Annotated in this window: 25 protein-coding genes; 10 read left to right on the forward strand and 15 right to left on the reverse strand. The window is 68.6% G+C overall.

What is annotated here, in order from left to right; all coding sequences use genetic code 11:
* The first annotated feature begins 33 nt into the window (after nucleotides 1-33).
* Nucleotides 34-681: an HAD family hydrolase gene (locus tag ACXC9Q_RS21945; RefSeq protein ID WP_457058489.1), complete on the forward strand. Its 648-nt coding sequence runs from the start codon at nucleotides 34-36 to the stop codon at nucleotides 679-681.
* Between the two features lie 51 nt (nucleotides 682-732).
* Nucleotides 733-1,482: a GAF and ANTAR domain-containing protein gene (locus ACXC9Q_RS21950; RefSeq protein WP_457058490.1), complete on the forward strand. Its 750-nt coding sequence runs from the start codon at nucleotides 733-735 to the stop codon at nucleotides 1,480-1,482.
* 8 nt (nucleotides 1,483-1,490) lie between these two features.
* Here the strand turns inward: ACXC9Q_RS21950 and ACXC9Q_RS21955 are convergent, their stop codons facing one another.
* The 3 genes from ACXC9Q_RS21955 to ACXC9Q_RS21965 form a co-directional block, all read right to left on the reverse strand.
* Nucleotides 1,491-1,814, reverse strand: coding sequence for a plasmid stabilization protein (locus ACXC9Q_RS21955; protein ID WP_457058491.1), 324 nt, complete (start codon nucleotides 1,812-1,814; stop codon nucleotides 1,491-1,493).
* Between the two features lie 60 nt (nucleotides 1,815-1,874).
* Nucleotides 1,875-2,435, reverse strand: coding sequence for a DJ-1/PfpI family protein (locus ACXC9Q_RS21960; RefSeq protein WP_328519887.1), 561 nt, complete (start codon nucleotides 2,433-2,435; stop codon nucleotides 1,875-1,877).
* A 314-nt stretch (nucleotides 2,436-2,749) separates the two neighbouring features.
* Nucleotides 2,750-3,169 (reverse strand): PPOX class F420-dependent oxidoreductase, encoded by a 420-nt coding sequence (locus ACXC9Q_RS21965; RefSeq protein ID WP_457058492.1) that lies wholly within the window; start codon nucleotides 3,167-3,169, stop codon nucleotides 2,750-2,752.
* A gap of 237 nt (nucleotides 3,170-3,406) precedes the next feature.
* On the opposite strand from ACXC9Q_RS21965, the gene ACXC9Q_RS21970 reads away from it, so the two are divergent.
* On the forward strand, nucleotides 3,407-4,891 hold the full coding sequence (locus ACXC9Q_RS21970; protein WP_457058493.1) for an alkaline phosphatase family protein: 1,485 nt from the start codon (nucleotides 3,407-3,409) through the stop codon (nucleotides 4,889-4,891).
* Between the two features lie 4 nt (nucleotides 4,892-4,895).
* Here ACXC9Q_RS21970 and ACXC9Q_RS21975 read toward each other — a convergent pair whose 3' ends face one another.
* Genes ACXC9Q_RS21975 through ACXC9Q_RS21990 form a run of 4 tightly spaced genes read right to left on the reverse strand, consistent with a single transcriptional unit; the run spans nucleotide 4,896 to nucleotide 8,761 of the window.
* Nucleotides 4,896-5,309, reverse strand: coding sequence for a hypothetical protein (locus ACXC9Q_RS21975; protein ID WP_457058494.1), 414 nt, complete (start codon nucleotides 5,307-5,309; stop codon nucleotides 4,896-4,898).
* Nucleotides 5,310-5,323: 14 nt separating this feature from the next.
* Complete coding sequence (locus tag ACXC9Q_RS21980) at nucleotides 5,324-6,667, reverse strand: amidase (protein ID WP_457058496.1); 1,344 nt, start codon at nucleotides 6,665-6,667, stop codon at nucleotides 5,324-5,326.
* Complete coding sequence (locus ACXC9Q_RS21985) at nucleotides 6,664-7,845, reverse strand: hypothetical protein (RefSeq protein WP_457058497.1); 1,182 nt, start codon at nucleotides 7,843-7,845, stop codon at nucleotides 6,664-6,666. The genes ACXC9Q_RS21980 and ACXC9Q_RS21985 overlap by 4 nt, the downstream gene beginning before the upstream one ends.
* Nucleotides 7,846-7,849: 4 nt before the next feature.
* Nucleotides 7,850-8,761: a nitrilase family protein gene (locus ACXC9Q_RS21990; protein ID WP_457058498.1), complete on the reverse strand. Its 912-nt coding sequence runs from the start codon at nucleotides 8,759-8,761 to the stop codon at nucleotides 7,850-7,852.
* A 141-nt stretch (nucleotides 8,762-8,902) separates the two neighbouring features.
* On the opposite strand from ACXC9Q_RS21990, the gene ACXC9Q_RS21995 reads away from it, so the two are divergent.
* On the forward strand, nucleotides 8,903-9,352 hold the full coding sequence (locus tag ACXC9Q_RS21995; RefSeq protein WP_457058499.1) for a winged helix-turn-helix transcriptional regulator: 450 nt from the start codon (nucleotides 8,903-8,905) through the stop codon (nucleotides 9,350-9,352).
* 2 nt (nucleotides 9,353-9,354) lie between these two features.
* Here the strand turns inward: ACXC9Q_RS21995 and ACXC9Q_RS22000 are convergent, their stop codons facing one another.
* From ACXC9Q_RS22000 to ACXC9Q_RS22010, 3 genes are read right to left on the reverse strand one after another with little or no spacing between them, the layout of a single operon-like run.
* A complete protein-coding gene (locus ACXC9Q_RS22000; protein ID WP_457058500.1) occupies nucleotides 9,355-9,756 on the reverse strand; it encodes a hypothetical protein in 402 nt (133 codons plus the stop codon).
* Nucleotides 9,746-10,225, reverse strand: a complete 480-nt coding sequence (locus tag ACXC9Q_RS22005; RefSeq protein ID WP_457058501.1) for a polysaccharide deacetylase family protein — start codon at nucleotides 10,223-10,225, stop codon at nucleotides 9,746-9,748. Before ACXC9Q_RS22005 ends, ACXC9Q_RS22000 begins: the two co-directional genes overlap by 11 nt.
* Nucleotides 10,222-11,349, reverse strand: a complete 1,128-nt coding sequence (locus tag ACXC9Q_RS22010; RefSeq protein WP_457058502.1) for an oxidoreductase — start codon at nucleotides 11,347-11,349, stop codon at nucleotides 10,222-10,224. The genes ACXC9Q_RS22005 and ACXC9Q_RS22010 overlap by 4 nt, the downstream gene beginning before the upstream one ends.
* Nucleotides 11,350-11,465: 116 nt before the next feature.
* On the opposite strand from ACXC9Q_RS22010, the gene ACXC9Q_RS22015 reads away from it, so the two are divergent.
* Entirely contained in the window at nucleotides 11,466-12,065 is a 600-nt protein-coding gene (locus tag ACXC9Q_RS22015; RefSeq protein WP_457058503.1) for a DUF1989 domain-containing protein, read from the forward strand.
* A 4-nt stretch (nucleotides 12,066-12,069) separates the two neighbouring features.
* On the opposite strand, the gene ACXC9Q_RS22020 is transcribed toward ACXC9Q_RS22015, so the two are convergent.
* Nucleotides 12,070-13,635, reverse strand: a complete 1,566-nt coding sequence (locus ACXC9Q_RS22020) for a PucR family transcriptional regulator (protein ID WP_457058504.1) — start codon at nucleotides 13,633-13,635, stop codon at nucleotides 12,070-12,072.
* Nucleotides 13,636-13,741: 106 nt separating this feature from the next.
* On the opposite strand from ACXC9Q_RS22020, the gene ACXC9Q_RS22025 reads away from it, so the two are divergent.
* The gene (locus ACXC9Q_RS22025; protein WP_457058505.1) at nucleotides 13,742-15,151 is read left to right on the forward strand and encodes a purine-cytosine permease family protein; all 1,410 of its coding nucleotides are present in this window, start codon (nucleotides 13,742-13,744) and stop codon (nucleotides 15,149-15,151) included.
* Nucleotide 15,152: 1 nt separating this feature from the next.
* Here the strand turns inward: ACXC9Q_RS22025 and ACXC9Q_RS22030 are convergent, their stop codons facing one another.
* Both ACXC9Q_RS22030 and ACXC9Q_RS22035 read right to left on the reverse strand, forming a co-directional pair.
* Nucleotides 15,153-15,908, reverse strand: a complete 756-nt coding sequence (locus ACXC9Q_RS22030; RefSeq protein ID WP_457058506.1) for an SDR family NAD(P)-dependent oxidoreductase — start codon at nucleotides 15,906-15,908, stop codon at nucleotides 15,153-15,155.
* Entirely contained in the window at nucleotides 15,905-16,663 is a 759-nt protein-coding gene (locus ACXC9Q_RS22035) for an alpha/beta fold hydrolase (protein ID WP_457058661.1), read from the reverse strand. The genes ACXC9Q_RS22030 and ACXC9Q_RS22035 overlap by 4 nt, the downstream gene beginning before the upstream one ends.
* Nucleotides 16,664-16,818: 155 nt before the next feature.
* On the opposite strand from ACXC9Q_RS22035, the gene ACXC9Q_RS22040 reads away from it, so the two are divergent.
* Entirely contained in the window at nucleotides 16,819-17,289 is a 471-nt protein-coding gene (locus ACXC9Q_RS22040; RefSeq protein WP_457058507.1) for a phosphotransferase, read from the forward strand.
* 18 nt (nucleotides 17,290-17,307) lie between these two features.
* Here the strand turns inward: ACXC9Q_RS22040 and ACXC9Q_RS22045 are convergent, their stop codons facing one another.
* Both ACXC9Q_RS22045 and ACXC9Q_RS22050 read right to left on the reverse strand, forming a co-directional pair.
* Nucleotides 17,308-18,051, reverse strand: a complete 744-nt coding sequence (locus ACXC9Q_RS22045; protein WP_457058508.1) for a metallophosphoesterase — start codon at nucleotides 18,049-18,051, stop codon at nucleotides 17,308-17,310.
* A 126-nt stretch (nucleotides 18,052-18,177) separates the two neighbouring features.
* Complete coding sequence (locus tag ACXC9Q_RS22050) at nucleotides 18,178-20,916, reverse strand: ATP-binding protein (protein WP_457058509.1); 2,739 nt, start codon at nucleotides 20,914-20,916, stop codon at nucleotides 18,178-18,180.
* A 77-nt stretch (nucleotides 20,917-20,993) separates the two neighbouring features.
* Between ACXC9Q_RS22050 and ACXC9Q_RS22055 the strand changes: the two genes are divergently transcribed.
* The 3 genes from ACXC9Q_RS22055 (at nucleotide 20,994) to ACXC9Q_RS22065 (ending at nucleotide 23,042) form a co-directional block, all read left to right on the forward strand.
* On the forward strand, nucleotides 20,994-21,827 hold the full coding sequence (locus ACXC9Q_RS22055) for an alpha/beta fold hydrolase (protein ID WP_457058510.1): 834 nt from the start codon (nucleotides 20,994-20,996) through the stop codon (nucleotides 21,825-21,827).
* Between the two features lie 89 nt (nucleotides 21,828-21,916).
* Nucleotides 21,917-22,621 carry an alpha/beta fold hydrolase gene (locus tag ACXC9Q_RS22060; RefSeq protein ID WP_457058511.1) on the forward strand — a complete coding sequence of 235 codons (705 nt, stop codon included), beginning with the start codon at nucleotides 21,917-21,919 and terminating at the stop codon, nucleotides 22,619-22,621.
* Complete coding sequence (locus ACXC9Q_RS22065; protein WP_457058512.1) at nucleotides 22,608-23,042, forward strand: tautomerase family protein; 435 nt, start codon at nucleotides 22,608-22,610, stop codon at nucleotides 23,040-23,042. The genes ACXC9Q_RS22060 and ACXC9Q_RS22065 overlap by 14 nt, the downstream gene beginning before the upstream one ends.
* Nucleotides 23,043-23,114 lie beyond the last annotated feature (72 nt).

The following is a 23,114-nucleotide window of genomic DNA, read 5'->3' on the forward strand; positions in this document are numbered from 1 at the left end:
CCCGATCGTCGTCCGTCTAGAGTGTCGCGGGTGATGAGTGTTTCGCATGTGGTTTGGGACTGGAACGGGACTCTCCTGGACGACAACCAGGTGGTGCTGACCGCGGTCAACGAGGTGTGTGCCGGGTTCGGCCGGGCGGAGCTGAGCTGGTCCGAGTGGCAGGCGGCGTACGGGCGGCCGCTGCGGGCGACGTACGAGCGGATGCTGGGCCGCGCGCTCGACGACGAGGAGTGGGCTCGGGTCGACAAGCTCTTCCACGACCGGTACGACGCACTCCTGCATACCTGCGGTCTCGCAGCAGGGGTGACGGACGCGTTGCGGCAGTGGAACGACAGCGGCCGCAGTCAGTCGCTGCTGTCGATGTGGTTCCACACCCGGCTGACCCCGACCATCGAAGAGTTCGGCCTCACGCAGTACTTCACCCGCATCGACGGCCTGGCCGGTGACGTCGGTGGTGACTCCAAAGCCGACAGCCTGATCCGCCACCTCGAGGCCCAGAACCTCAACCCCGCCGACGTCGTCCTGATCGGTGATGTGGTCGACGACGCGCACGCCGCCCGGTCCGCCGGCGCCCACTCCATCCTCGTCACCACCGGCGCCATGAGCCGCCCCGCCCTCGAATCCACCGGCGCCCCCGTCACCAACACCGTCACCGAAGCCCTCCACCTCCTCGAGCCCTGAACGAAACCCTTCATGGAGACCCGGGGTCGGCGGTGCGGGCATGATGGGGTTATGGAGGACACTGCTCGGCTGAGAGCTTCGAACGGTGACAGCTCAGTGGAGTTGGACGCGCAGGCGAACGGTCACGTGGCCGAGACCTTCGCGCAGTTGGCGTTGGAGATGCACGAGGCGGACGGCGTGGACGAGACCGTCGATGCGGTCGTCCAGTTCGCGCTCCAGGCGCTGAACTGCAGCTATGCGGGCGTCGCCCTCTACACCCGTGGCGGGCAGCCCGAGGTGCCGGCGGTGACGGACCCGGTCGTGACGGAGATCTACCAGTTCCAGATGAAGGGCGAGGACGGTCCGCTCTTCGCGACGATGCGGGACCGGGCGACCGTTCTGGTCCGCGACACCACGACCGACACCCGCTGGCCGGACTGGGCGACGAAGGTCACCGCGCTCGGGGTCCGCAGCGTCCTCGACGTACCGCTGGCTCTGGGTGACGAAGCCTCGCCGACTGTCGGCGTACTCGGTCTGTACAGCCCGCAGCCGGATGCCTTCGACACCGACGACGAGGCGATCGCCCACATCCTGGCCCGGCACGCCACCGTCGCGCTCGCGACCGCGCGGCACGAGCAGACGATGTCGGCGGCGGTCGACGCCCGCAAGCTGGTCGGCCAGGCGATGGGCATCCTGATGGAGCGGTACGCCGTCGACGGCGACCGCGCGTTCGCCATCCTGAAGCGCTACTCACAGGACACGAACACCAAGCTCCGCGACGTCGCCCAGCAACTGATCGACACCCGCAAGCTCCCGCACTGACAGGCCGGCTACCGCCCCACGGCCTTCGCCAGCTGAGCCTTGGTCATCTTCGACCGGCCCTTGACGTTCTTCTGCTTCGCCTCGTTGTAGAGCTGCTCCTTGGTCCGGCCCTTCGACCCGGTGTGCGAACGCAGCCCACCACGCCGGCTCGACGAGATGTCGTGCGTCGAGCTGCGGCTCTTCTGCTTCGACTCACCCGACCGCGCCCGTTCCTTGTTCACCGTGCGCGCCGCGATCTCCTCCGCGGTGTCCTCACTCCGGCCGCGCTTCTTCAGCCCGGCCTTGATGTGCTCGTACTGCCGCTCCCGCTTCGGACTCGATCCTGCAGGCATGGTCTACTCCTTTCCCGTAGCCCCGCAGGTACCCGCCGCGCAGCAGCACAATCCCCCGGTCTACGCCGGTGCGTGCTCCTTCAGGATCGTCATGAAGGCGCGCATCCAGGTCGGGTGGTCCGGCCAGGCTCGTCCGGACACGACGTTGCCGTCGACGACCGCGTCGCCGTCGACCCACTCCGCTCCCGCGCCGCGCATATCGAGCTCCAGGGCCGGGTACGCCGAGGTCTTGCGACCGTTCAGGACACCGGCAGCCGCGGGAATCAGCGGTCCGTGACAGAGCTGGGCGACCGGCTTGGATTCGCCGTAGAAGTGCTTGACGATCCGCTGGCAGTCCGCGTCGTTGCGGATGTACTCCGGCGCCCGCCCACCGGGAATCACCACCGCCACGTAGTCGGCCGGATCCACATCGGCGAACGCGACATCGGCCTGCCACGTGTGCCCGGGCTTCTCGGTGTACGTGTCGAAGCCGTCAACGAAGTCGTGCACCACGAACTGCAACTTCTTCACCGCCGGCGCGGCGATGTCAACGTCGTACCCCTCCTCGAGCAACCGCTGGTAGGGGTAGAACACCTCCAGGTCCTCCGCGGCATCACCGGTGAGAATCAGAACCTTCGCCATCACGTATCTCCTTCGCAGCGTCCGTCACCACCGCCAGCCTCCTCCGCCCCCCAACACCGGTCAAGGGTGGTCGGAGCGTCATCACCGCCGACGAACGACGGAGCCTCGCGATCAGTCAGCGCCTGCTCGGCACCACCGAGATCATCCTCATCCACCACACCGACCGCCGGATGCCGACCGTCACCGACGACGAGTCCAAGGCCACGATCCAGGCCGAAGCTGCCAGGCATCGTCGCGATCGGTCACTTGGTGTACGAGATCCGTACGGCGCCTCGGTGTGCGCATCTGGTGCACAAAGTCGACGCCCGCTGGGGTCACGCGGTACCGCTCACAGAGCGCGCTGCGATGACGAACTTCACTCGCACCTGGGTCCGCCCTCCGAACCATGGATAGGGTCCGTCCAGGTACTTCTTGGCCAGATCCTCGATGTGATCGGCTGCGCCATCGTTCGTGATTTCCACGACTTCGCCGCGCACCTGGAAGTACTGCGACGGGTTCGCCGGGTCGAACACCGTGACGGCAACCCGCGGATCACGACGGACGTTCCTCGTCTTCACATGGCCTTCCACACTGTTGATGATGATGTGCTCGCCGTCCGTGTCCACCCAGGTCTGGGTGAGTTGCGGCGACCCATCCGGCATCAACGTGGCGATATAGCAGGTGCTGGGGCGGCGCAGCAGCGTCAAGAGTTGATCTGACAGGTGCACGAAGCTCTCTTTCGCGATGGGTGGCATGGCCCTGCAGGCAGGCAGACGAGCGCATGCCTGTGGTGTCTGCGACCAGATTGTGCACCCCGACGGCGTACTACTCACCGCCGCCCCGATGTTCGGTCCCGCGCCCGCCAACTGGGGCTGCTGGTCGTCGGACGTTCGTCCCGTGGTCATCCGGGAATCGGCGGCAAGCTACGTCGCGGTCCGACGGTGGCACAGCGCCGAATGATCGGCGCCTCAGCACGTGGATGTGAGGACCTGATGAACGAGTCTCCCGACACGCCCGCCGGCCTGAGCCGGCGCCGGCTCCTCGGCTCCGGGGCGGCCGCAGCCGGCCTGGCCGCGGCATCGCTCGCCCTGCCGCCGAACGTACGCACGGCGCTCGCCTCGCCGCCCCCGAAGCACGGTGGGCTGAAGGACATCAAGCACGTCGTCATGCTCATGCAGGAGAACCGCAGCTTCGATCACTACTACGGCACGCTGTCCGGCGTACGGGGTTTCAGCGACCCGCACGCGGTCCGTCTGCCCAACGGGCGGAACGTGTTCTACCAGCCCGACCCGTCCAACCCCGACGGCTACCTGCTCCCGTACCGGCTCAACACGAAGATCACCGCAGCGCAGGCGATCCCGTCGATGAGCCACGCCTGGGCGGTCCAGCACCAGGCGCTGAACGGCGGGAAGATGGACAACTGGGTGCCCGCGCACATGGCCTCCGACGGCCCCATCGACGGCCAGTACACGATGGGGTACTTCACCCGCGAGGACATCCCGTTCCAGTTCGCGCTCGCCGAGGCGTTCACCCTGCTGGACGGCTATCACTGCTCGGTGCTCGGCCCGACCGGCCCGAACCGGCACATGTGGATGTCGGGCACCATCGACCCGAACGGCCTGGCCGGCGGACCGTCGCTGACCACCGGCGGCCCGACGAACCAGTTCAGCTGGACGACGTACCCCGAGCGACTGCAGGAGGCCGGCGTCAGCTGGAAGATCTACCGCCAGCCCGGCGGCCTCACCGGCTCCGCGGCGATCAGCAAGTGGACCAAGTTCGGCAGCGCGCAGCCCGGCGACCCGATCTACGACAACGGCGTCGCCACCCAGCCGCTCGGCCAGTTCGAGTACGACGCGATGAACGACCAGCTGCCCACCGTGAGCTGGATCCTCCCGCCGTCAGGCTTCGACGAGCACCCGTCCGCGCTCCCCGCGGCCGGTGCGACGTTCGTCGCCGGCAAGATCGACGCCATCGCGGCCAACCCCGAGGTCTGGGCCAAGACGGTCTTCATCCTGTCGTACGACGAGAACGACGGCATGTTCGACCACGTCCTGCCCCCCACCCCCAAGCCCGGGACACCGGACGAGTTCGTGTTCAAGACCTCGAACACCGGCGAGGTCGGCGGCGGCCTGCCCATCGGGCTGGGCTTCCGCGTGCCCTGCATCATCGTCTCGCCGTGGACGACCGGCGGCTACGTCTTCTCCGAGACCTCCGACCACACCTCGCAGCTGCGCTTCCTCGAACGGCTCACTGGCGTCAAGGAGACCAACATCAGCGACTGGCGCCGCGACACGGTCGGCGACCTGACCGGCGCGTTCCGGTTCGGCGACACCAAGCACGCGCCGCCCCTGCCGGACACCACCGGCCAGTACAACCTGGCGCAGTACCAGGCTTCTCAGCTGCCACTGCCAACCGTCCCCGGCAGCGAGCAGCGCCCCCCACGCCAGGAGCCGGGCCACCGCCCCCACGTCGGCTGAACCCTCATCCGGCCTGGACCTGACTTCGTCTTTCGTCGCCCTTCCAGTCCGAGTTGAAGCCGTTGAGATGGGGGTGGTACATCTCGTTGCCGGCGTGCTGGGTGAACTCGACCTTCATCCAGAGCCGGTCCAGGTCGAACATGTCGACGCACAGGTCGATCAGGCTCTGGGCCAGTTGTGCCCGGGTTTCGTCGGGGCGGCCCTGGCGGATGTCGCACATGATGAGGGCCGAGGGTGTGGGTGGTCCGGATTCGTGGCACCGCCAGACGCCGCCTTCGCCCAGGTCGTGCACGGAGACCGTCAGGAGGTCCATGGCCACCTGCATCGTTGCTCCGTAGACGGCGCCGACGCGGTGGGCCAAGGCTTGTTTGGCGGCTGCGTCGATGGTGATCGGCAGGTCGATCTGGATGGACGGCATGAGCTCTCTCCTCTTCAGCGTGACTGGGCCGTGGTTTGGGTCGCCTGCAGTGCTCGAGCCGCCGCGAACAGCTTGTGTTCGTTGCCGGGGGCTACCAGAAGCTGGAGCGCCACCGGCAGACCTTCGAGGTATCCGGCGGGCAGGCTGATCGCCGGCATTCCCGTCAGGTTCCACGGGCTGGTGAGCGAAAGCAGGGCCGACCGGACCTCGAGGTCGTTGCCGGCGACATGGATGCTGCGGGCCCCTATCGGTGGTGCGACGATCGGCACCGTCGGGAGGGCCAGAATGCCGAAGTCCCGCAGCATCCCGTCCACGACTGCCCGCAGGTAGTCGCGAGCGTGTTCAGCCTGGGCGTAGCGCTCCGGCTGAACCCGCCCTCCGGCTTGGAGTCGTGCGAAGACCTCGGTGTCGATGAGCTCGCGATCATCATCCAGGTGGTGCTCGTGCACGCGGAAAGCCTCGCTGCTTTGCAGCGTCGTGAATACTTCGAACCAGGTCTGCTCGCCAGGCGCCCGCGGGAACCGTGGCGCTTCCTCGACAGCGAACCCGGAGCGGTCGAGGACATCGCGGACCAGCGCTTCGACGCGTGGGTCGGTCATCGCGATGTCACCAGGCGAGATCCATCCGACCACCTCGCCCCCACGCTCCGCGTCGTACGTCGGTTGGTCGACGAGGGCGTCATATCCGAGGCGCACGTCCTCGACGGTTGTCGCGAACACACCGACATGGTCGAGGCTTGGTGCCAGCGGATACACGCCTTTGGTCGAGATCGCGTCGTACGCGGGTTTGAAGCCGACCACTCCGCACAGCGCTGCCGGCACCCGGACGGAACCGGCGGTGTCCGTGCCGATCGCGAGCGGCACCATTCCCGCAGCTACGGCCACGGCGCTCCCACCGCTGCTGCCGCCGGACATCCTGCTGGAGTCGATCGGGTTGCGCGACGGCCCATGGACGGAGCGGTCACCAGTCGCTCCGTAGGCGAACTCGTGCAGTGTCGTCTTCCCGACGATGACGGCACCACGGTCACGTAGTCGCCTGACGACTTCGGCATCCTCCGTGGCCGTGGCGCCGAAGGAGGTAGCCGATCCGCACGTGGTCGGGAGCCCCTGCATGTCGATGAGGTCTTTGACGGCGACCGGTATGCCGTGGAGCGGGCCGCGATCGATACCGGCCGCACGCTCTTCGTCCACGATGCGCGCCGAACTGTAGGCACCTTCCTCGTCGATCAGCGCGAAGGCGTTCACGGTCGGGTTGAGCTCGTGGATCCGGCGCAACGCTCTGCCGACCAGGTCTGTGGCCGAGGTCTCGCCGCTGCGCAAGGCGCGCGCGAGCTCGGTGATGCTGGGAGTGACGGTCATGAGGCGACTCCAGGGATCAGGCCGAGGACAGGCACGATGACCGCCGTACAGACACTCATCGAGGCCACGTTGCCGATGAAGGGATGGAAGGACGCAGGGAGGCGGCGCGAGATCGCAGCTGCGACCGGCGGAGCGATGAGTGCGCCGACCAGGGCGCCCAGGAGGACGGCTGGGACCGTCGCACCGAAGGCCAGCACAGTGGCCGGGGCGACCGATACGACCGGTACGAACGTGGGGTAGAAGCCGTGGGCATGCCAACGGCTGCGCCAGATGAGGACACCGGTCAACGCGGTGACGGCCTGTGCCGCAAGGACAGCCAGGAAGAGACCCGAGCCGTAGACCAGCGCCGAGGGGCTGATCGCGTAGGCGACGACGGCCCCGAGAAGCATCGCGGCGCTCGCCCATTCGTTGCCGAAGAACTGCGCTTCGGTGAAGTCGGCCAGCGCGCGGCGTGGGACCCACAGCCAGGAAGCGGTGCGTGGATCGGGGTCAGCTGCCTTGGCTGCCCGCCAGGCGCCCGGCGCGGGCATCCAGGGAAGGAATCGGACGAGAGAGAACGCCACGAGGGCGCCGATCCACATCCCGCTGGTTGCGCCGACGACCAGAGGCAGCTCCAATGGCTTGCAGACAAGGTCGACCGCGGCGATCGACGCCGGTGGAGCGAACAGCGCCCCGGTGACGGCCGCCGTCAGGCCGACGATCCGTCCGGGACCGTAGAGCACGACCATGGCCGGCGCCACGGAGACGAGCGGCACGAACAGGGGCTGCCAGATGCCGGGCTCCAGCGTCCACCCCCACGCAATGGTGCCAAGCAACAAGCTCAGGATCGCGCTGCCCGCAGCCCACGGCCAGAGCCCGGTGCCGCAGGCCTGCACGAATCCTCGCCACTTCCATGAATTCCGATCCGCCAGGTGCCCGATCGCACCACCCACGAGCAGGCAGGCGCCGGCGGAGGCGACAGCGTAGTACTGCGGTTCGCTGATGGAAGTGATCAACCACAGGGCCAGGCCCCGTGCATCGGCGTAGCGGCCGTCCCACACCTGCTCAGCCGGTTCGTTGCCTGCAGCAAACACCCAGGCGACCAGGAGCACGAGAAGGAGGCCGCCGACGCCGCCGGCGACGTACTCGACCCGATACCGCCGCAGCGTGCTGCCCGGACGGCCGACCGTCGTCGTCATCACGTCACCGCGGCAGCGGCGCCGCGCCGCGATAGCCGAGCATCTGGTCGTACAGATCGGTACGGCGATCGCGATGCAGGTCGTTGAGCTGGTTCCAGATCGGGGCGGTCCTCGCGGCGGTGAGGTCGATGTCCGCGTAGATGATCGTGTCCTCGTCCGGTCCGGCGATCCGGTCCACGGGCCAGCCGTTCGTGCCGGCGATCAGCGAGTTGCCCATGAAGCCGGCGCCGCGCTCCTGACCGATCCGGTCCGCGGTGGCGATGAAGACGTTGTTGGCGTGCGCGGCGGTGATGGTCAGATGTGCGGCCATGCACACACCGCTCGCGTCGTACAGGGGCGGCGGGGTCCAGACCCAGCCGGTGGGGATGCAGATGATGTCCGCGCCCAGCTGCGTGACGATCCGGGCGGTCTCGGGGAACCAGATGTCCCAGCAGACCAGCAGCCCGATCCGGCCGATCCGCGTGTCGAACACCGAGAACCCTTCGTCGCCCGGGGTGAACCACAGCTTCTCGGTGTTCCACAGGTGGGTCTTGCGGTACCGGCCGATGTAGCCCTCCGAGCCGACGAGGACCGCGGTGTCGTAGAGCCTTCCGTTCGCCTGTTCGACGACGTTCCCCACGATGTAGACGTCCCGCTCGGCGGCGATCCGGGTGAACATGTCGACGCTGCGGCCGCCGGGCACCGGCTCGGAGTGCGCGTATGCCTCCTCGCGGGTCTCGAACACGTAGCCCGTGGTCGCGAGTTCGGGAAGGACTATGAGGCCCGCGCCGTGATCGGCGGCGGTCGTCAACCGCTCCTCCACGGCGGCGGCGTTGGCCTTCAGGTTCTCCACTCCGACGTGCGGCTCGAACTGCACCACCGCCACGCGCACCGGGCTCACCCTGGTGTCCCCACCGGCCTGAGACTGCTCCGTCATGGTCTCTCCTCCGTTCTGCCCCGCATCAATCGGTTTCAATTTGAAACCGATGCGAGGGACCGTAGCAGCGGCTGGTTTATACTTGCAACCAGTTGCGAAGAAAAACTTGTCGGCGGATCGATCGATCAGCGAGGAAGTGACATGGCGCGACGCGTGAGCCACGAGGGGGCGGAGTGTCCGGTGGCCAGGGCGGTCGACGTCGTCGGCGACCGCTGGTCACTCCTGCTCGTTCGCGACGCCTTCGACGGGATCACCCGGTTCAGCGACTTCCAGCGCAGCCTCGGGCTGGCGAGGAACATCCTCGCGTCACGACTGAAGGACCTGGTCGGCGCGGGCATCCTGGAGGTCGTGCCCGCCGGCGACGGCAGCGCCTACCACGAGTACGCGCTGACCGAGAAGGGTCGCGAACTGTTCAGCCTCATCGTCGCGCTGCGGCAGTGGGGTGAGGATCACCTGTTCGAGGACGGCGAGCCCCACTCCGTCCTCCTCGACGCCACCCACGAACGCCCATTGCAACGGCTCGAGGTCGTCGACGCCACCGGCCGCACGCTGACATCGTCGGACATCTTCGTCCGCAAGGTCTCGCACTGAGCTCAGTCGGGATAGGTGCCCGGGTCCGGCGTGACTGTGGGTGGGATTCGAGGCACGAGTGTGGGGTCGCCCGCTGTCGCCTCAGCGAGGTCGCGACAGCGGGCGAACTCGACGTCGCCGCACGACTGGGCGTACTCGATCAGTTCGCGCAATGCCACCAGCCGGCTCGGACGTCCCGTCAGGAACGGATGCATGCACAGATTGAACAAGCAGTGGTACTGGCGCATCGCGTCCAGCTCCGCCCGCCACATCTCTAGCACCTTCCGCGGCGACTCGATCACCGACCCGATCTGCGGGGACGGCAGGTACGCGTACTGTTCCCAGTCGTCCAGCGACCAGTGCACCGGTAGCTCCACGAACGTCGCGCCGTCGACCTCGAGCCGGTAGGGCCGGTCATCCCCCATCAGCGACGAGTCGTAGGCGAGCCCGTGCTCGGCGATGAGGTCGAGCGTGACCCCGCGTCGCTTCCCACAGCGCTGCCCGGTGCCCGCGGATCTCGATGCCTTGGGCATCAAACACCGCCAGGGCCCGCTCGAAGTCCGCACGCTCCTCGGCCGCGCCGAGCGCGGTCGGCGCACGATGACTGTAGGAGTGATGCGCGACCTCGTGACCGCGCTCGACGATGGTTGCCGCCAGCCCCGGTCGGTGCTCGGCCACCCACCCTGGAACGAAGAACGTCGCCGGTACGTCGAGCTCCGCCAGCAACTCCAGGATCCGCGGGACCCCGACGTCCGGCCCGTAGGCCTGGTGCGACATCGTCATCAGATGATCGGCGTACCGGCGGCCCGCCGCCAGGATCGGCGTCTCGGCATCGACGTCGAAGGTCAGCGTGACAACAGCGGCCGCCCCGCCGTGCCACGTCGACTCCGTCATGGCTGATCAGTCTGCCACTGGCGGGCATTCGCCAAGGTCGCCGCCGGCTCCAGCATCCGGCGATCGAAGCGAGTCAGCTCCGCTTCGTCGGCCAGGCGCCGCGGCAGGTCCGGATTCGCCAGGGCTCCCCGGCCCAGTGAGAGCAGGTCGGCGTGGCCGTCGGTCAGTACCCGATCCGCCTGTTCCGCGTCGTGCATCCCGCCGTTCGCGATCACCGGCAAGCCGCTGACCCGTCGCGCGAGTCCGGTGATCGTGTGACCGCCCTGCAACCGGGCGGTGTCGAGCCAGTTGCGCCCTTCACTGGCGATGTGCAGGTAGCCGATGCCGGTGTCGGCCAGGGTCGCGAAGATGATCTCGGCGTCGTGAGCGCCGCCCGGCCAGCGATAGTCGAGGTCGTTCACCTTGGTCTGCGACAGCCGGACCCCGACGACGAAATCCGAGGGGGTCGCGGCCACGACGGCGGCGGCGACCTCGGCAGTCAACCGGATCCGGTTCGCCACAGGACCGCCGTACGAGTCGGTGCGCTCGTTGGTGTAGACGGTGAGGAACTGGTCGAGCAGATACCCGTTGGCGCCATGGATCTCGACTCCGTCGAAGCCGGCGTCATGTGCTCGCACCGCCGCCGCGGCGAATCCGGCGACGATCTCCTCGATCTCGGTCACGGCGAGTTCGCGTGGCGTGGGCCAGGGACCGCTGCCGCCGTACTCGGTCAGCATCTCGCCGATCGGCCGGACAACGGACGGCCCGACGCGCTCCGAGCGATGCGGGTTGCCCTGCGACAGCGCGCCCGCGTGCATCAGTTGAGCGATGATCGGGCGCCCGGCGGCATGCACCCGGCGGGTCACCTCCCGCCAGCCGGCGACCTGCTCCGGCGTGCTGAGCCCTGGCTGGTTCAGATACCCCTGGCTGTACGACGAATCCGGGTAGGTCCCCTCGGTGATCACCAGACCGAACCCGCCCTCGGCGAACTCGGCGTAGTAGCCGGCCATCTCCGGCGTCGGCATACCGTCGGGTGCGGCCGACACCCGGGACATCGGTGCGACGGCGAACCGGTTCGCCAGCGCGAGGCCGGAGAGTTCGGCAGGTTCCAGGGCGGGGTGGAGGCTCGTGGTTGTCAGATCCATGCCGACAACTGCACCATCCGTCGACCCCCTTCGCGATGGAGCCGGCCACAGAGAACCGGGCGTGCGCTGGAGGATTCTCCACTGAATCCGGGCAACCCGCCTGGTTGGGTTGCCCTATGACACAGACCATTTCGCGCACGACCGTCCCGGCACGGACCGGACGAGCAGTCCGAGTCCAGCGCGGTGACCACGTTCGGGTCGTCGACCTCGCCGGAGCACAGGTCGGTGACCTCTTCGCGTACGTCGCCACGCCGGACGGCATCACCGCGGAACATCTGAGCGCCTCCCACACCAGGGCCGCCGTCAGCCGCCTGTTCCCAGCAGTCGGTGAAGCCTTTGTGACCGATCGACGCCGGCCCATTCTCACGCTGGTCGATGACTCGTCGCCCGGCGTGCACGACCTGCTCATCGCGGCCTGTGACGACGCCCGGTACGCCGGCCTCGGCGTACCGGATCATCCGTCGTGTGCGCGCAACCTGCGAGATGCGCTCGCGGTCGACCTGGATGTCGTACCGCAACCGGTGAACGTCTTCATGCGGGTCCCGATCGGCGCCGGGAACACGCTGGATTGGTTGCCTGCGGCAACGCGCCCGGGCGACTCGATCACGTTCCGCGCCGAGCTCGATTGCGTCGTGGTGGTGTCGGCCTGCCCGCAGGACCTGACCGTGATCAACGGTGCGGCACCGACCGACCTCGCCATCGACGTACTGCGGTAACTCGCTACCGCGACCTGGCCATGTCGCCCGCCTCGAGGGCGAGGTAGAGATCGACCCGGTCCTCGGTCCGGGCGACGTCGCGACCGGTCAGCTCGGTGATCTTCGCCAGCCGGTTCCGCAACGTGTTGACGTGTACGTAGAGCGCGGTCGCGGTGGCGGCGAACTGTCCGTCGTTCGCAAGAAACGCCCGCAGCGTGCTCTCCAGCTCGCTGTCGCGCAGTCTGTCGTGCTCGCGAAGCGGTCCGAGCACTCCGTCCACGAACCCCTGCAGCGTCGCGGCGTCCTGGAGGCCGAGGAGCAGCCGGTGAGTGCCCAGCTCCCGGAACGACGCGACCGCCGGACCGCCGCGCCGGCGCCGCAGCACCTGACACGCCTCACGAGATTGCACCAGCGGTTGCCGCAACTCTGCCGCCGAGGAAGCGGTGTCTCCCAGCCCGACGACGGGCCGCCGATCGGAGAGTCGGGTCCGCACCGCGGAGCACAGCTCGGTGGCGAGCTTGCCGAGATCCCGTCGAGGACGTTGGACGACGGCGACCACGTCCTGGCTGCCTGCGGCGACGGCAACGGCCAGGCTCTGGGACAGGAAGAACTCACCGACCGTCTCGGCCAGTCCCGGCAAGGTCGACTCGGCACCGTCGGCGAACGCGACCGTGAGAACGACCAGCTCGGCCGACGGGTCCACACCGAACGCCCGCAGCCGGTCGGCGACCTCGGCCGCCCGCTGCGGCCCGGACTGGATCATGTCGAGCAGCTCGCTGGCGAACCGCGACTCGATCGCCTGGATCGCCTGCTGTTTGGCGACCTCCAGGCTGAGGAAGCGCGCGGCCTGGTCGAGCGCCTCCTGCTCCGCCCTCCCGAGCCGGCTCACCGGCCGCAGACACAGCAGCGCGGCATCGGTGTCGCCGACCGCGCCGACCAGGAACACCGTCGCGCGGCCGATGTCTGCCCCGAGGTCGATCTCCAGCGGCGGCGGGTGCCGGGCCAGGCCGTCGGCCACCGTTCGCCGCTGCTCGGCCGACAACTCGCCGCCGGTGGATGCGAGCTGCCGCGCCATCCGGTCGACCACCACCAGCGGAACGTCGTGCTCCTTCCGCAGCACGGCCAGCACACCCGAGGCTCCCGCCCCGCGCGAGATCGCGGACGCCAAGGCGTCGCCGCGCCGAACCATGCCGACCAGCGCGTCCCGGCGCCGATCGGCCTGGATCGCCGACGCGGCCTCGGTCACCGCGGTGAACGGGACCTCGATCGAGATCTCCACCAGCGGCAGACCCTCCTGCCGGCAGGCCTCGACCAGACCGTCGGGGGTGACCGGTGTCTCCTGACGCAGGCCGAAGATGATGCCCACTCCCCCGGCCCGGCGAACGCTCGCCACGAACGCGCCGGCGGACGTCTCGTGCTGCCACAGCCCGTTGGTGAGGACGATCTCGCCGGCCCGCACGTACGGCGAAGGGTCGGGCAACTCGGTGTTGTGCACCCACAGGGCCTCGCGGTCGAGCGCCCCGGCCGGGCCGGGGACCAGGACTTTCAGTTCGAGCGCACGATTGCCGACAAGCGCCGCCAGACTCAGCATGGTGTGAACATATCCAGTGAGAGCCCGGATTCACTAGACATCTACCCACTGCCCCGACGTGGTCACGGCTGGTTTTCTGAGCCAACTCGATCCACTGGAGGCCGCCATGACCACCCCCGCACCCGAGGCAGTGCCGTTCGACGCGCACGGCGTGGATCCGATCCCGCCGGCCGACCGGGACTCCAGTCCCCGTGAGCAGTTCTGGATCTGGGCCGGCGCGAACCTGGCTCCGATCAACTGGGTCCTCGGCGCGCTCGGCATCACTCTCGGCCTGAGCCTGCTGGAGACCCTCCTCATCGTTGCCATCGGCAACGTCCTTGGCTGCGGACTGTTCGGCCTGCTGAACGTCATCGGTCACCGGACCGCCGTCAACCAGATGGTGCTCGGCCGGGCGCCGTTCGGGCGCTACGGTGCCGTCGTACCGGGCCTGATCCAATGCCTGCTGACGATGGCCTGGGTCGGCGTGAACACCTGGGTCGTCCTCGACCTCGTCCTCGCCGTACTCGGCAAACTCGGCATCCGGAGCGGCGGCGGTCTCGAGTACGGCGTCGCCGCGGCGATCATGATCGTCCAGCTCGGCCTGGCACTGTACGGGTTCTATGCGATCCGCACCTTCGAGAAGTACACCGTCCCGTTGACGGTGCTGGTGATGGCGATCATGACGGTGCTCGCGCTCAGCCGGACGGACCTGCACTGGACCGCAGCCACCGCGAGCACGCCGGCCGACAAGCTGACGGCGATGACGCAGTTGATGACCGCTATCGGCGTCGGCTGGGGAATCAGCTGGCTGCCGTACTCCGCCGACTACAGCCGCTTCGTCCGGCCCGAAGCGACCAGCCGATCCGTCTTCTGGGCCACTGCTCTCGGGATGTATGTCCCGACCGTCTGGCTCGCCGCCCTCGGCGCCTGCCTGGCCAGCGCGGGCACGAGCATCGATCCGTCCGCTCTCGTCACCGAAGCCTTCGGCGTCATGGCCGTGCCCGTGCTCCTGCTGATCATGCACGGGCCGATCGCGACCAACATCCTGAATCTGTACTCGTGCTCGCTCGCCGCACTCTCCATCGGGATCAAGGCCGCGCGGTGGAAAGTCACCCTGGTGGCCGGCGTGGTCGCGTCCGCCGTACTCGTCGTCTTCGTGCGCGCCGGCAGTTTCGGGCAGGCCTTCGACAGCTGGATGGTCTCGATCCTGGTCTGGATCAGCCCATGGAGCGCCATCGTCGCGGTCGACTACCTGATCCTCCGCCGGGGTCGCCTGGACATCCCCGGCCTGTATGCTGCCAACTCGCCGTACGGCCGCTGGAACGTCCGGGCACTCGTCAGCCTGCTGCTGGGCCTGGTCGCCGGCTGGAGCTGGCAATACGGATTGGTCCCGGCCATGCAGGGCCCCATCGCGGTTGCTCTCCACAACACCGACTTCTCCTGGCTATCAGGCGCCCTCGTCGGCGGAGGCCTCTACTACCTAGCCAGCCGCCGGGTCATCCTCAGAGCCGCGGACTTCACCCTGGAAACCAGCTGACTTAGCCGCGGGCTACCTGGAAAGGTGCGAAGGATTGGGCGGTCGGCATCAGTTCGATGGTGTTGATGTTGACGTGCGCGGGGCGGGTGGCCACCCAGTGAATGGTGTCGGCGACATCGTCCGCCGTGAGCGGCTGCATCCCGTCGTACACGGCCTCGGCCTTCTCCTGGTCGCCGGCGAACCGAACGGCGGAGAACTCGGTCGCCGCCATCCCCGGCTCGACGCAGGTCACGCGAACGCCCGTGCCGTGCAGGTCGCTGCGCAGGTTGAGGCTGAACTGGTGAACGAAAGCCTTGGTCGCGCCATACACATTGCCACCGGGATATGGATAGCTGCCGGCGACCGATCCGAGGTTGATGACCTGACCACCGCCTCGCTCCACCATGCCGGGAACGACCGCGCGGGTGACATGCACCAGACCGCGGCAGTTGGTGTCGATCATCCGGTCCCAGTCGCCCAGGTCGGCGCGTTGCGCGGGCTCGAGGCCGAGAGCCAGACCCGCGTTGTTCACCAGCACGTCGATCGCGGCGAACTGCTCAGGCAGGTCGCCGAGGATCCGCGCGACCGCCTCCGGATCGGTGACGTCGAGGACGACCGGAAGTACGTCCGCACCGAGGTCGGCGGCGAGTCCGGCCAACCGGTCGGCTCGCCGTGCCGCCGCGACGACGCGGGCGCCGTCGAGCGCGAAGCGACGGACAACAGCGGCTCCGAAGCCCGAGCTCGCTCCAGTAACCAGGACGGTGCGCGGCGCCGTCACCGTGGATCAACTCCGTCGCCCATCGGCTTCAGGAACTCCGCCAGTGCGAGGTCGAACTCCTCCGGTCGTTCGAGGTTGGGAAGGTGGCCCGCGCCGTCGATCACCACCAACTCGGATCCCGGGATGTAGCCGGCCGTCCTGGTCGCCCACTCCACCGGCGTGTACTCGTCGTCGCGGCCGACCATCACGAGCGTCGGTACGTCGATCCGCCGCAGCAGGTCCACGTAGTCCTGCCGTTCCGCCCGGCCGCGAAGAGCCGCCGCGGCGCCTTCGGCCGGAGCGTTCCGCATCATCGTGAGGACGTGCTGCGCGACCTCGGGCCGCGCCTCGATGGTGCCCGGGGCAATCATCTTCGGCAGCAGCTCATCGGCGTACTCGGACATTCCTTCGCGCAGCAGCCGATCAGCCACCTCGTTGCGCTGCCGCTTGCCCTCGGCGGTCTCCGCCTCGGGGAAGGTGTCGGCGAGGACCAACGCACGGATCCGCTCCGGCACGAGCCGATACAGCTCCAGCGCGATCTGGCCGCCCATGGACAAACCAGCGAGAGCGAAGCGCTCGATCCCCAGGTGGTCGAGCAATCCGATGATGTCGGTGGCGAAGACCTCCAGCGGCGTCACACCTGGAACCACCGTGGTGTCGCCGTACCCCCGCAGGTCGGCGGCGATCACGCGCCACCCGTCCGCGCCGAAGCAACTCCGAGATCCACCGCCTCCTCCGGCACTTCGAATCCAGGGGCTGCGCCCTGACTCCGCGATTCCTCGGTGTCGCGGCCGATGGTGCGGAGCGGCTGACCTTCATCGCGGGCGACACCGGCTACCCACCGCTGTCTGACGATGTCCGCTCGGACGAAGCGCTGGCCAACGTCGCGCGCGCGATTCGTGAGGTACACGACGCAAGCCAGGGCTTCGAGATGTCGAGCCTGGTGCCCGGTCTGAGCTACGAGATCGCCGGCCCGCCTGTGGTGGACTGCATCGGTCACAACGACCTGGCGCCGTGGAACATCCTCTTCGACGGGACCGAGGTCTGCGGCATCATCGATTGGGACACGGCACGGCCGTCCAGCAGGGTCTGGGACTTGGCGTACGCGGCGCATCAGTTCGTCCCGTTCCATCCCACCGCGGATCTCGCTGCGTGGGGCTGGCTGGACGAGCCGGATCGACGGCGGAGGCTGCGACTCTTCCTCGAGAGCTACGGTCTCGGCATCGAGGCCCGCGAGATCGTGGACACCGCTGTGATCAGGCTCTACGGCATGGGTGCTCATATCGCCGGCCAGGTCGCCCGAAAGGACCCCGCATTCGCGGTTCATGCTGAGGAGAACCATGCCGCGGGCTACTTCAAGGCAGCGCAGTCGTTGATCCTGATGCGCGACGCTCTGGTGTAAGGATCCGGCGAGCCGGGATCAGAGGACGACGCGGTAGTGGGTGGTCAGGCGACCGTTGTCGTCCAGGACGTGGAAGGCCAGCCCGGGTGGCTGCTCGAGGTCTGCGGCCTCGTCGCCCTCCCACGGCATCCGCAAGGTCCAGGTGATCGCCGGCCCCACGATCAAAGGCCGGGCGGCGAAGATCGACGCCGCTGCGGTGTGAGCGTGGCCGGTGATGACGGCGGCTACCTGCGGATGTGCGTCGAGCAGGTCGGCCAGTTGTCCGGGCTGTTCGAGCATGCCGGAGTCGGGCAGCGGGTGGTGGAGCTCGACCGGTGGCTGGTGGAACGCGATCAGCGCTGAGGCGTCACGCGGAAGTCCGGCGAGGGTGGAGTCGATCCACGCGAGGGTCTCGGCGTCCAGGCGTCCCTCGTCGCGGCCCGGGATCGTGGAGTCGCACATCAGAATGGTGGTCCCGGCGATGTGGTGCGCCTGATTGATGGGGCCGTCGTCCGGCGCCTCGCCAAGCAGAGCCTTGCGGTACGCCGGTCGCACATCGTGGTTCCCGGGGCAGGTCAGCACCGGGAAGGACGCGGTCAGGATCCGGGCCGCCTCCTCGTATTCGGCCTCCGCGCCGTGATCGGCAATGTCCCCGGTGACCAGCAGAGCGTCGACCGGGCGAGGCAGGGCCCGCAGGTAGTCCATGACACGGACGGCGCGACGCGTCGCCCGTTCGGTGCCGTCCAGATGCAGGTCACTGATCTGTGCAAAGAGTGCTGTCATCTCACTGTCTCCTCCGCTGGCAGGTTCTAATGGAAGATGTCCGATCTTCCGTTAGAGACCCTACGATACGCAGAGCGACCGCATCAAGTGACTATTCGTCTGAGGCAGTCGTCGGGTGCAGTTTGTTCAAGTGGTGAGGTTGTGGAGTTGGTGGCGGCCGGTGATGCCTAGCTTTGGGTACGAGCGGTAGAGGTGGGAGGCGACGGTGCGCGGTGACAGGAACAGGCGGTCGCCGATCTCCGCGTTGGTGAGGCCGCGGGCGGCGAGGATGACGATCTCGCGCTGCTGTGCGGTGAGTTCGGCGAGGGCGTCGGGTGCTGTCGGCGTGACCGGCTCGGCTACGCCACAGGCGCGCAGCTCCGTTTCCGCCCGTCGGGTCCAGGGTGCCGCGCCCAGCCGGCGGAACGTCTCCAGGGCGGTCGCCAGGACCGGCTTGGCGTCGTTGATCCGTCGCTGCCGGCGCAGCCATTCACCATAGTCGAGCCGCAGCTGGGCCCGCTCGAACGGCCACTGCTCCCCGGCTGGATCGGCCAGAGCCTTGTCGAAATGGGCCTCTGCGTCCACGGGTTCGGCGAGGAGGGCGCGGGCGCGCGCCGCGAGCTGGTGTAGCCGGGGGCCGCTGCTCTCCTCGACCGGCACCAGCGCGCGCTCGATGAGCGTCCGCGCCTCGAGCCGACGCTCGGCCCGTACCGCCGCGGCCGCGAGATCACCGATCGCCAAGTAGGAAACGTGATGGTGCAGGGGTTCGCCGTCCGCGTCGAAGAGCTGCCGCAGCTGGGCAAAGGCCGGGAGGAAGTTGCCCTGCGCGAACGCCGCCATCCCTGCGGCATGGCGGGCACGGGCAGCGATCGACCGATACTCCCGCTCGTCGGTGTACGTCGCCGCACTGGTCAGCAGTGACTGCACCTGTTCGTGATCGCCGCGCAAGGCGAGGATCGAGGCCGCGCAGAGGTCAGCCGTCGCCGCGACAGTCTCCATGCCGTACGCGGCGGCAGCGTCACTCGCCTCCCGGGCAGCTGTGAGCGCTTCGTCCCAGCGACCGCTGTCGATGCACGCCCATTGGAGCGCGGACAGCGCAGCCCCACTGCGTCCCAGCATTCCGGGCGCGCGGAGCCGGCTCAGCGCTTCGCGGAGTAGCCGCACTGCGAGTTCGGTCTCGTCGAGCAACCAGGCCGACGCGCCGACCCTGGCCAGGTCGGTCACTGTCCGGGCGGCGACCCGATGCAGCTGACCGACGCCGTCCGCGTGCGCGATCAGTGGCTCGGTGCACGCTCGTACCCACACCCGCTGCTCGTCCGCGAGGCCGTCCGGCCAATCAGCCGACGGCCGGACCGGCTCGGGAAGCCGATCCAGGGCCCGTACGATCGCAGCCCGGTCGGCGGGCGCGCCGGATTGATAGGAGACGGTTGCGGCCAAGCCGAGCGCGTCCCAGGCGACGTGCGGGAGCCGGGGCGATGCCTCCTCGACGACAGACAGCAGTGTCGACAATGCCTCGGCATGCTGGTTGGACCACACGAGTGCCCAACCGATCCGCTGCTGGGCGGCGATGCGCACTTGCGGATCGACGGTCACAGCAAGAACCCGGCGAGCGAGGTCCTGAACCCAGTCCGCCTGACCGGCTGCCAACGCCAGTCCGGCCGCGGCCAGGAGCCGTCGGGCTTGGTCCTCTTCGGCGGGGCTGAGCTCGGCGGCCCGCTCCAGCGCTCGCGCCGCGGCCGCGGCGCCGCCTCGCCGCTGTGCCTGCGCGGCGGTGTTCTCCAGCAAGGCGGCGAGCCGTTCGTCGGGTTCGAGTGCTGCAGCCGCCAGGTGCCACCCTTGGCGGTCGGGCTGGTCGCGGAGTACGTCCGCGACTCCCAGATGGGCCGCAGCACGCTCGGCGAACGGTACTGCGTGGTACACAGCCGCCCGCACCAGCGGATGCGTGAACTGTGGGCCGGATTCGTCGACGCGGATCAGTCCGGATCGCTCGGCTGGGGCGAGGGTCTCGGCGTCGAGCCCGGAGATGCGCGCGGCCACGTCTGGGCTGTCCGCGACCGCGGCAAGCAGCAGCGCCGTTCGGGCCGACGGTGGCAGTACGCCGTACTGGGCGGCGATCACGCTGGTCAGTCGCTCGGTCAGTGGGAGCGGCTCGGCGGTCCAGCGCCGGCCTGCGCTCGGATCGGCGGCGATGGCCTTCGACAACTCGATCAGCGCGAGCGGGTTGCCGTCGGATTGTGCAAGCACCTGCTCGCGCGCTCGACCGTGCGGTGAGTGCGGCTGCTGGTCGAGGAGCTGCCCGGCTTGCGGCGTACTCAAGGCCGGCAGGACCAGCTCCGGGAAGTCCCGGTCGAATCCGGGCGGCGCGGTCGTACCGCGGGCGGCGACCAGCAGCACGAGCGGCTCGGTGTCCAGGCGTCGCGCAGCGAACGCGAGGCTGTCGAGCGACGCACGGTCCAGCCATTGGCTGTCGTCGACGACAACGACCAGCGGGCTGTCCTCGGCGACAACGGACAACAGTGTGAGTACGGCGATCCCGGTGAGCAGGGCGTCGGGTAGGACCGGGTCGTCGGTCAGCGCGAATGCGCCGAGCAATGCCCTGGCCTGCCGATCCGGTAGCGCCGGCACGCGATCAAGCACCGGCCGTAGCAGCTGGTGCAGGCCGGCGAAGGCCAGATCACGTTCGGACACGCGGCCCGTGACACTCAGCACGCGTATCCCCGCGGCTCGAGCCCGCCGGGTCAGCTCGGCCAGCAGTGCGGTCTTGCCCAGGCCGGGCTCGCCCAGCAACACCTGGACCTGGCTCGCGGACGGCGGCGCGTCCACGAGCTGCGACAACCGCGACAGCTCGCTGTCCCGTCCGATCAACCCGACGTCAGCGATAGCCACCTCAACCCCTCGCGTGACCCAACTGCAGTCAGCATACGGATGCCCCACACCCCGTCCAGCCGCGCATAGTGGGCGAGATGGAAGTGGTCGTAGGGCGCGAGAACTCCGGCGCCATCCGAATCTGCTACGAGGACCACGGGCATGGAGATCCCGTGGTGCTGGTGCACGGCTACCTACAGGACGGTCGCTCGTGGGAGAAGCAAGAGACCGCACTCCTCACTGCCGGGTATCGGGTCATCACCTACGACCGTCGTGGCTTCGGCGCGTCCACCAGACCGAGTGTCGGCTACGGCTTCGACACACTCGCGGCCGATCTCGCCGTACTCCTCGAGACCCTCGACCTCCACGACGCCGTCCTGGTCGGCTTCTGCTCCGGAACCGGCGATGTGACGCGGTATCTCGGCACCTACGGGCAGTCGCGAGTACGAGGCGTGGCGCTGCTCGCACCACTGCCGCCGTACCTGCCACGGACCGCAGGCAACCCCGACGGCATCGACCCCGCGATCCTCGACGAGCTCGCCCGCGAGGTCATCGCCGACCGTCCCGCCGCGGCGAAGACCTTCCTCGACCGGTCGTACAACATCGACCTGCTCGGCGGCACCCAGGTCAGCGACCAGGCGTGGCAGAACAGCTTTCACGTCGCGCTTGGCGCGTCGGCCGTGGCCGCGCGCGGGGGCGTCGAGGCCTTGCTCGAGGACTTCCGCGCCGACCTCGCGCGAATCACCGTTCCGGTCCTCGTCGTCCAGGGCGACCGGGATCGGATCATGCCGCCCGAGGCGACCGGTGATCGGCTCTCCGGCCTTCTCCCCCGCGCCCGGCACGTCGTCGTACCCGAGGGTCCGCACGCGCTCATCTGGACCCACGCCGACCAGGTCAACCAGGCGCTCCTCGACTTCCTGCACACCCTCTGAGCCGAGTGCAGTCAACATGCGGATACCCGGGCTGCCATCCGGCTGGCGAGCATGACGGGAGCACGCACTTCCCGAAAGGACGTACCGAAATGAACGCACGACCCAACATCGTTCTCGTGCATGGCGCCTGGGCCGATGGCTCTTGCTGGAGCGGTGTCATCGAACGGCTGCAGGCCGACGGCTACCACGTGACCGCCCCGCAGTTCCCGTTGACCTCGCTGGCCGACGACGTCGCCCGGCTGCGGAACGTGCTCGAACTCCAGGACGGCGACACGATCGTCGCCGGGCACTCGTACGGCGGACAGGTCATCACCGCGCTCGGCGCCGACGCCCCGAACACGACTGGCCTCGTCTACGTCGCGGCCTTCGCCCTGGACAACGGTGAATCCCTGGGCGCCCTGCTGTCGCAGGGACCCACGACACCCGCGCTGGTCCATCTGTTCACCGACAAGCAGGGGTTCGCCTGGCTGTCCGAGGACGACTTCGTCAACCACTTCGCGTCCGGCGTCGACCCGGTCCGCGCCAAGGTGTTGTACGCCGTACAGCAGCCGCTCGCCGGCTCCGCCTTCACCGACGTGATCGACGTACCGGCGTGGAAGTCGTTGCCGACCTGGTACGCGGTCGCGGCCGAGGACCAGGCCATCCCGCCCGAGGCCGAACGCCAGTTCGCCGGCCGGATGGGCGCGACCACCATCGAGGTCGCGGCCGGCCACCTCGCGATGATCTCCCACCCGGACGAGGTGGCCCAGCTCATCCGCACCGCGGCGGAAGGAGTCCATCGTGCCGATGATTGACGTGTACGCCGCGGCCGGAACCTTCGGCGACCGTCACCAGCTCGCCGTCGACCTGGCCATCGCCGTCATGACGATCGAGCAGGTCCCGGACATCCCGATGTTCCGGCGCAACACCGCCGCGTTCGTCCACGAGCTCCCCGCCGACAGCCTGTCCAACGTCGACGGCGACAGCACCTACATCCGTGTCCAGGTCCTCACCAACGCCGGCGCCCTCGACCGGGACAAACAACTGGCCGTCGTCGAACAACTGACCCGGATCGTCGCCACCGCCGCCGGCGACCCCGGCCGCACCGACCGGACCTGGGTCCTGCTCACCGAAGCCGCACCCGGCGGCTGGGGCCTGGGCGGCCACGCCAACACCAACGAGGAGCTCGTCCTCGCCGCCCGCGCCCAGATCGCGGACCTCAAGTCCAACCAGTGATTCGCGGTGGCGGAGCCCTAGTCGGCCTCATGTGTTCGGGTGATGCTGTAGGTGCTTCCTGGAGCGTGAAGG

This window comes from Kribbella sp. CWNU-51 (genome assembly GCF_054073265.1).

Bases quoted from the DNA above. Each gene is read 5' to 3' on its own strand.
- ACXC9Q_RS22020 (WP_457058504.1), bottom strand. From the start codon at position 13,635: ATGCTGAGTCTGGCGGCGCTTGTCGGCAATCGTGCGCTCGAACTGAAA.
- ACXC9Q_RS21990 (WP_457058498.1), bottom strand. From the start codon at position 8,761: ATGACGGAGCAGTCTCAGGCCGGTGGGGACACCAGGGTGAGCCCGGTG.
- ACXC9Q_RS21995 (WP_457058499.1), top strand. From the start codon at position 8,903: ATGGCGCGACGCGTGAGCCACGAGGGGGCGGAGTGTCCGGTGGCCAGG.
- ACXC9Q_RS22005 (WP_457058501.1), bottom strand. From the start codon at position 10,225: ATGACGGAGTCGACGTGGCACGGCGGGGCGGCCGCTGTTGTCACGCTG.
- ACXC9Q_RS21955 (WP_457058491.1), bottom strand. From the start codon at position 1,814: ATGCCTGCAGGATCGAGTCCGAAGCGGGAGCGGCAGTACGAGCACATC.
- ACXC9Q_RS22045 (WP_457058508.1), bottom strand. From the start codon at position 18,051: ATGACAGCACTCTTTGCACAGATCAGTGACCTGCATCTGGACGGCACC.
- ACXC9Q_RS22055 (WP_457058510.1), top strand. From the start codon at position 20,994: ATGGAAGTGGTCGTAGGGCGCGAGAACTCCGGCGCCATCCGAATCTGC.
- ACXC9Q_RS22025 (WP_457058505.1), top strand. From the start codon at position 13,742: ATGACCACCCCCGCACCCGAGGCAGTGCCGTTCGACGCGCACGGCGTG.
- ACXC9Q_RS22000 (WP_457058500.1), bottom strand. From the start codon at position 9,756: ATGGGGGATGACCGGCCCTACCGGCTCGAGGTCGACGGCGCGACGTTC.
- ACXC9Q_RS22060 (WP_457058511.1), top strand. From the start codon at position 21,917: ATGAACGCACGACCCAACATCGTTCTCGTGCATGGCGCCTGGGCCGAT.
- ACXC9Q_RS22010 (WP_457058502.1), bottom strand. From the start codon at position 11,349: ATGGATCTGACAACCACGAGCCTCCACCCCGCCCTGGAACCTGCCGAA.
- ACXC9Q_RS21985 (WP_457058497.1), bottom strand. From the start codon at position 7,845: ATGACGACGACGGTCGGCCGTCCGGGCAGCACGCTGCGGCGGTATCGG.
- ACXC9Q_RS21980 (WP_457058496.1), bottom strand. From the start codon at position 6,667: ATGACCGTCACTCCCAGCATCACCGAGCTCGCGCGCGCCTTGCGCAGC.
- ACXC9Q_RS21945 (WP_457058489.1), top strand. From the start codon at position 34: ATGAGTGTTTCGCATGTGGTTTGGGACTGGAACGGGACTCTCCTGGAC.
- ACXC9Q_RS21965 (WP_457058492.1), bottom strand. From the start codon at position 3,169: ATGCCACCCATCGCGAAAGAGAGCTTCGTGCACCTGTCAGATCAACTC.
- ACXC9Q_RS22015 (WP_457058503.1), top strand. From the start codon at position 11,466: ATGACACAGACCATTTCGCGCACGACCGTCCCGGCACGGACCGGACGA.
- ACXC9Q_RS22040 (WP_457058507.1), top strand. From the start codon at position 16,819: ATGTCGAGCCTGGTGCCCGGTCTGAGCTACGAGATCGCCGGCCCGCCT.
- ACXC9Q_RS21975 (WP_457058494.1), bottom strand. From the start codon at position 5,309: ATGCCGTCCATCCAGATCGACCTGCCGATCACCATCGACGCAGCCGCC.
- ACXC9Q_RS21960 (WP_328519887.1), bottom strand. From the start codon at position 2,435: ATGGCGAAGGTTCTGATTCTCACCGGTGATGCCGCGGAGGACCTGGAG.
- ACXC9Q_RS21950 (WP_457058490.1), top strand. From the start codon at position 733: ATGGAGGACACTGCTCGGCTGAGAGCTTCGAACGGTGACAGCTCAGTG.
- ACXC9Q_RS21970 (WP_457058493.1), top strand. From the start codon at position 3,407: ATGAACGAGTCTCCCGACACGCCCGCCGGCCTGAGCCGGCGCCGGCTC.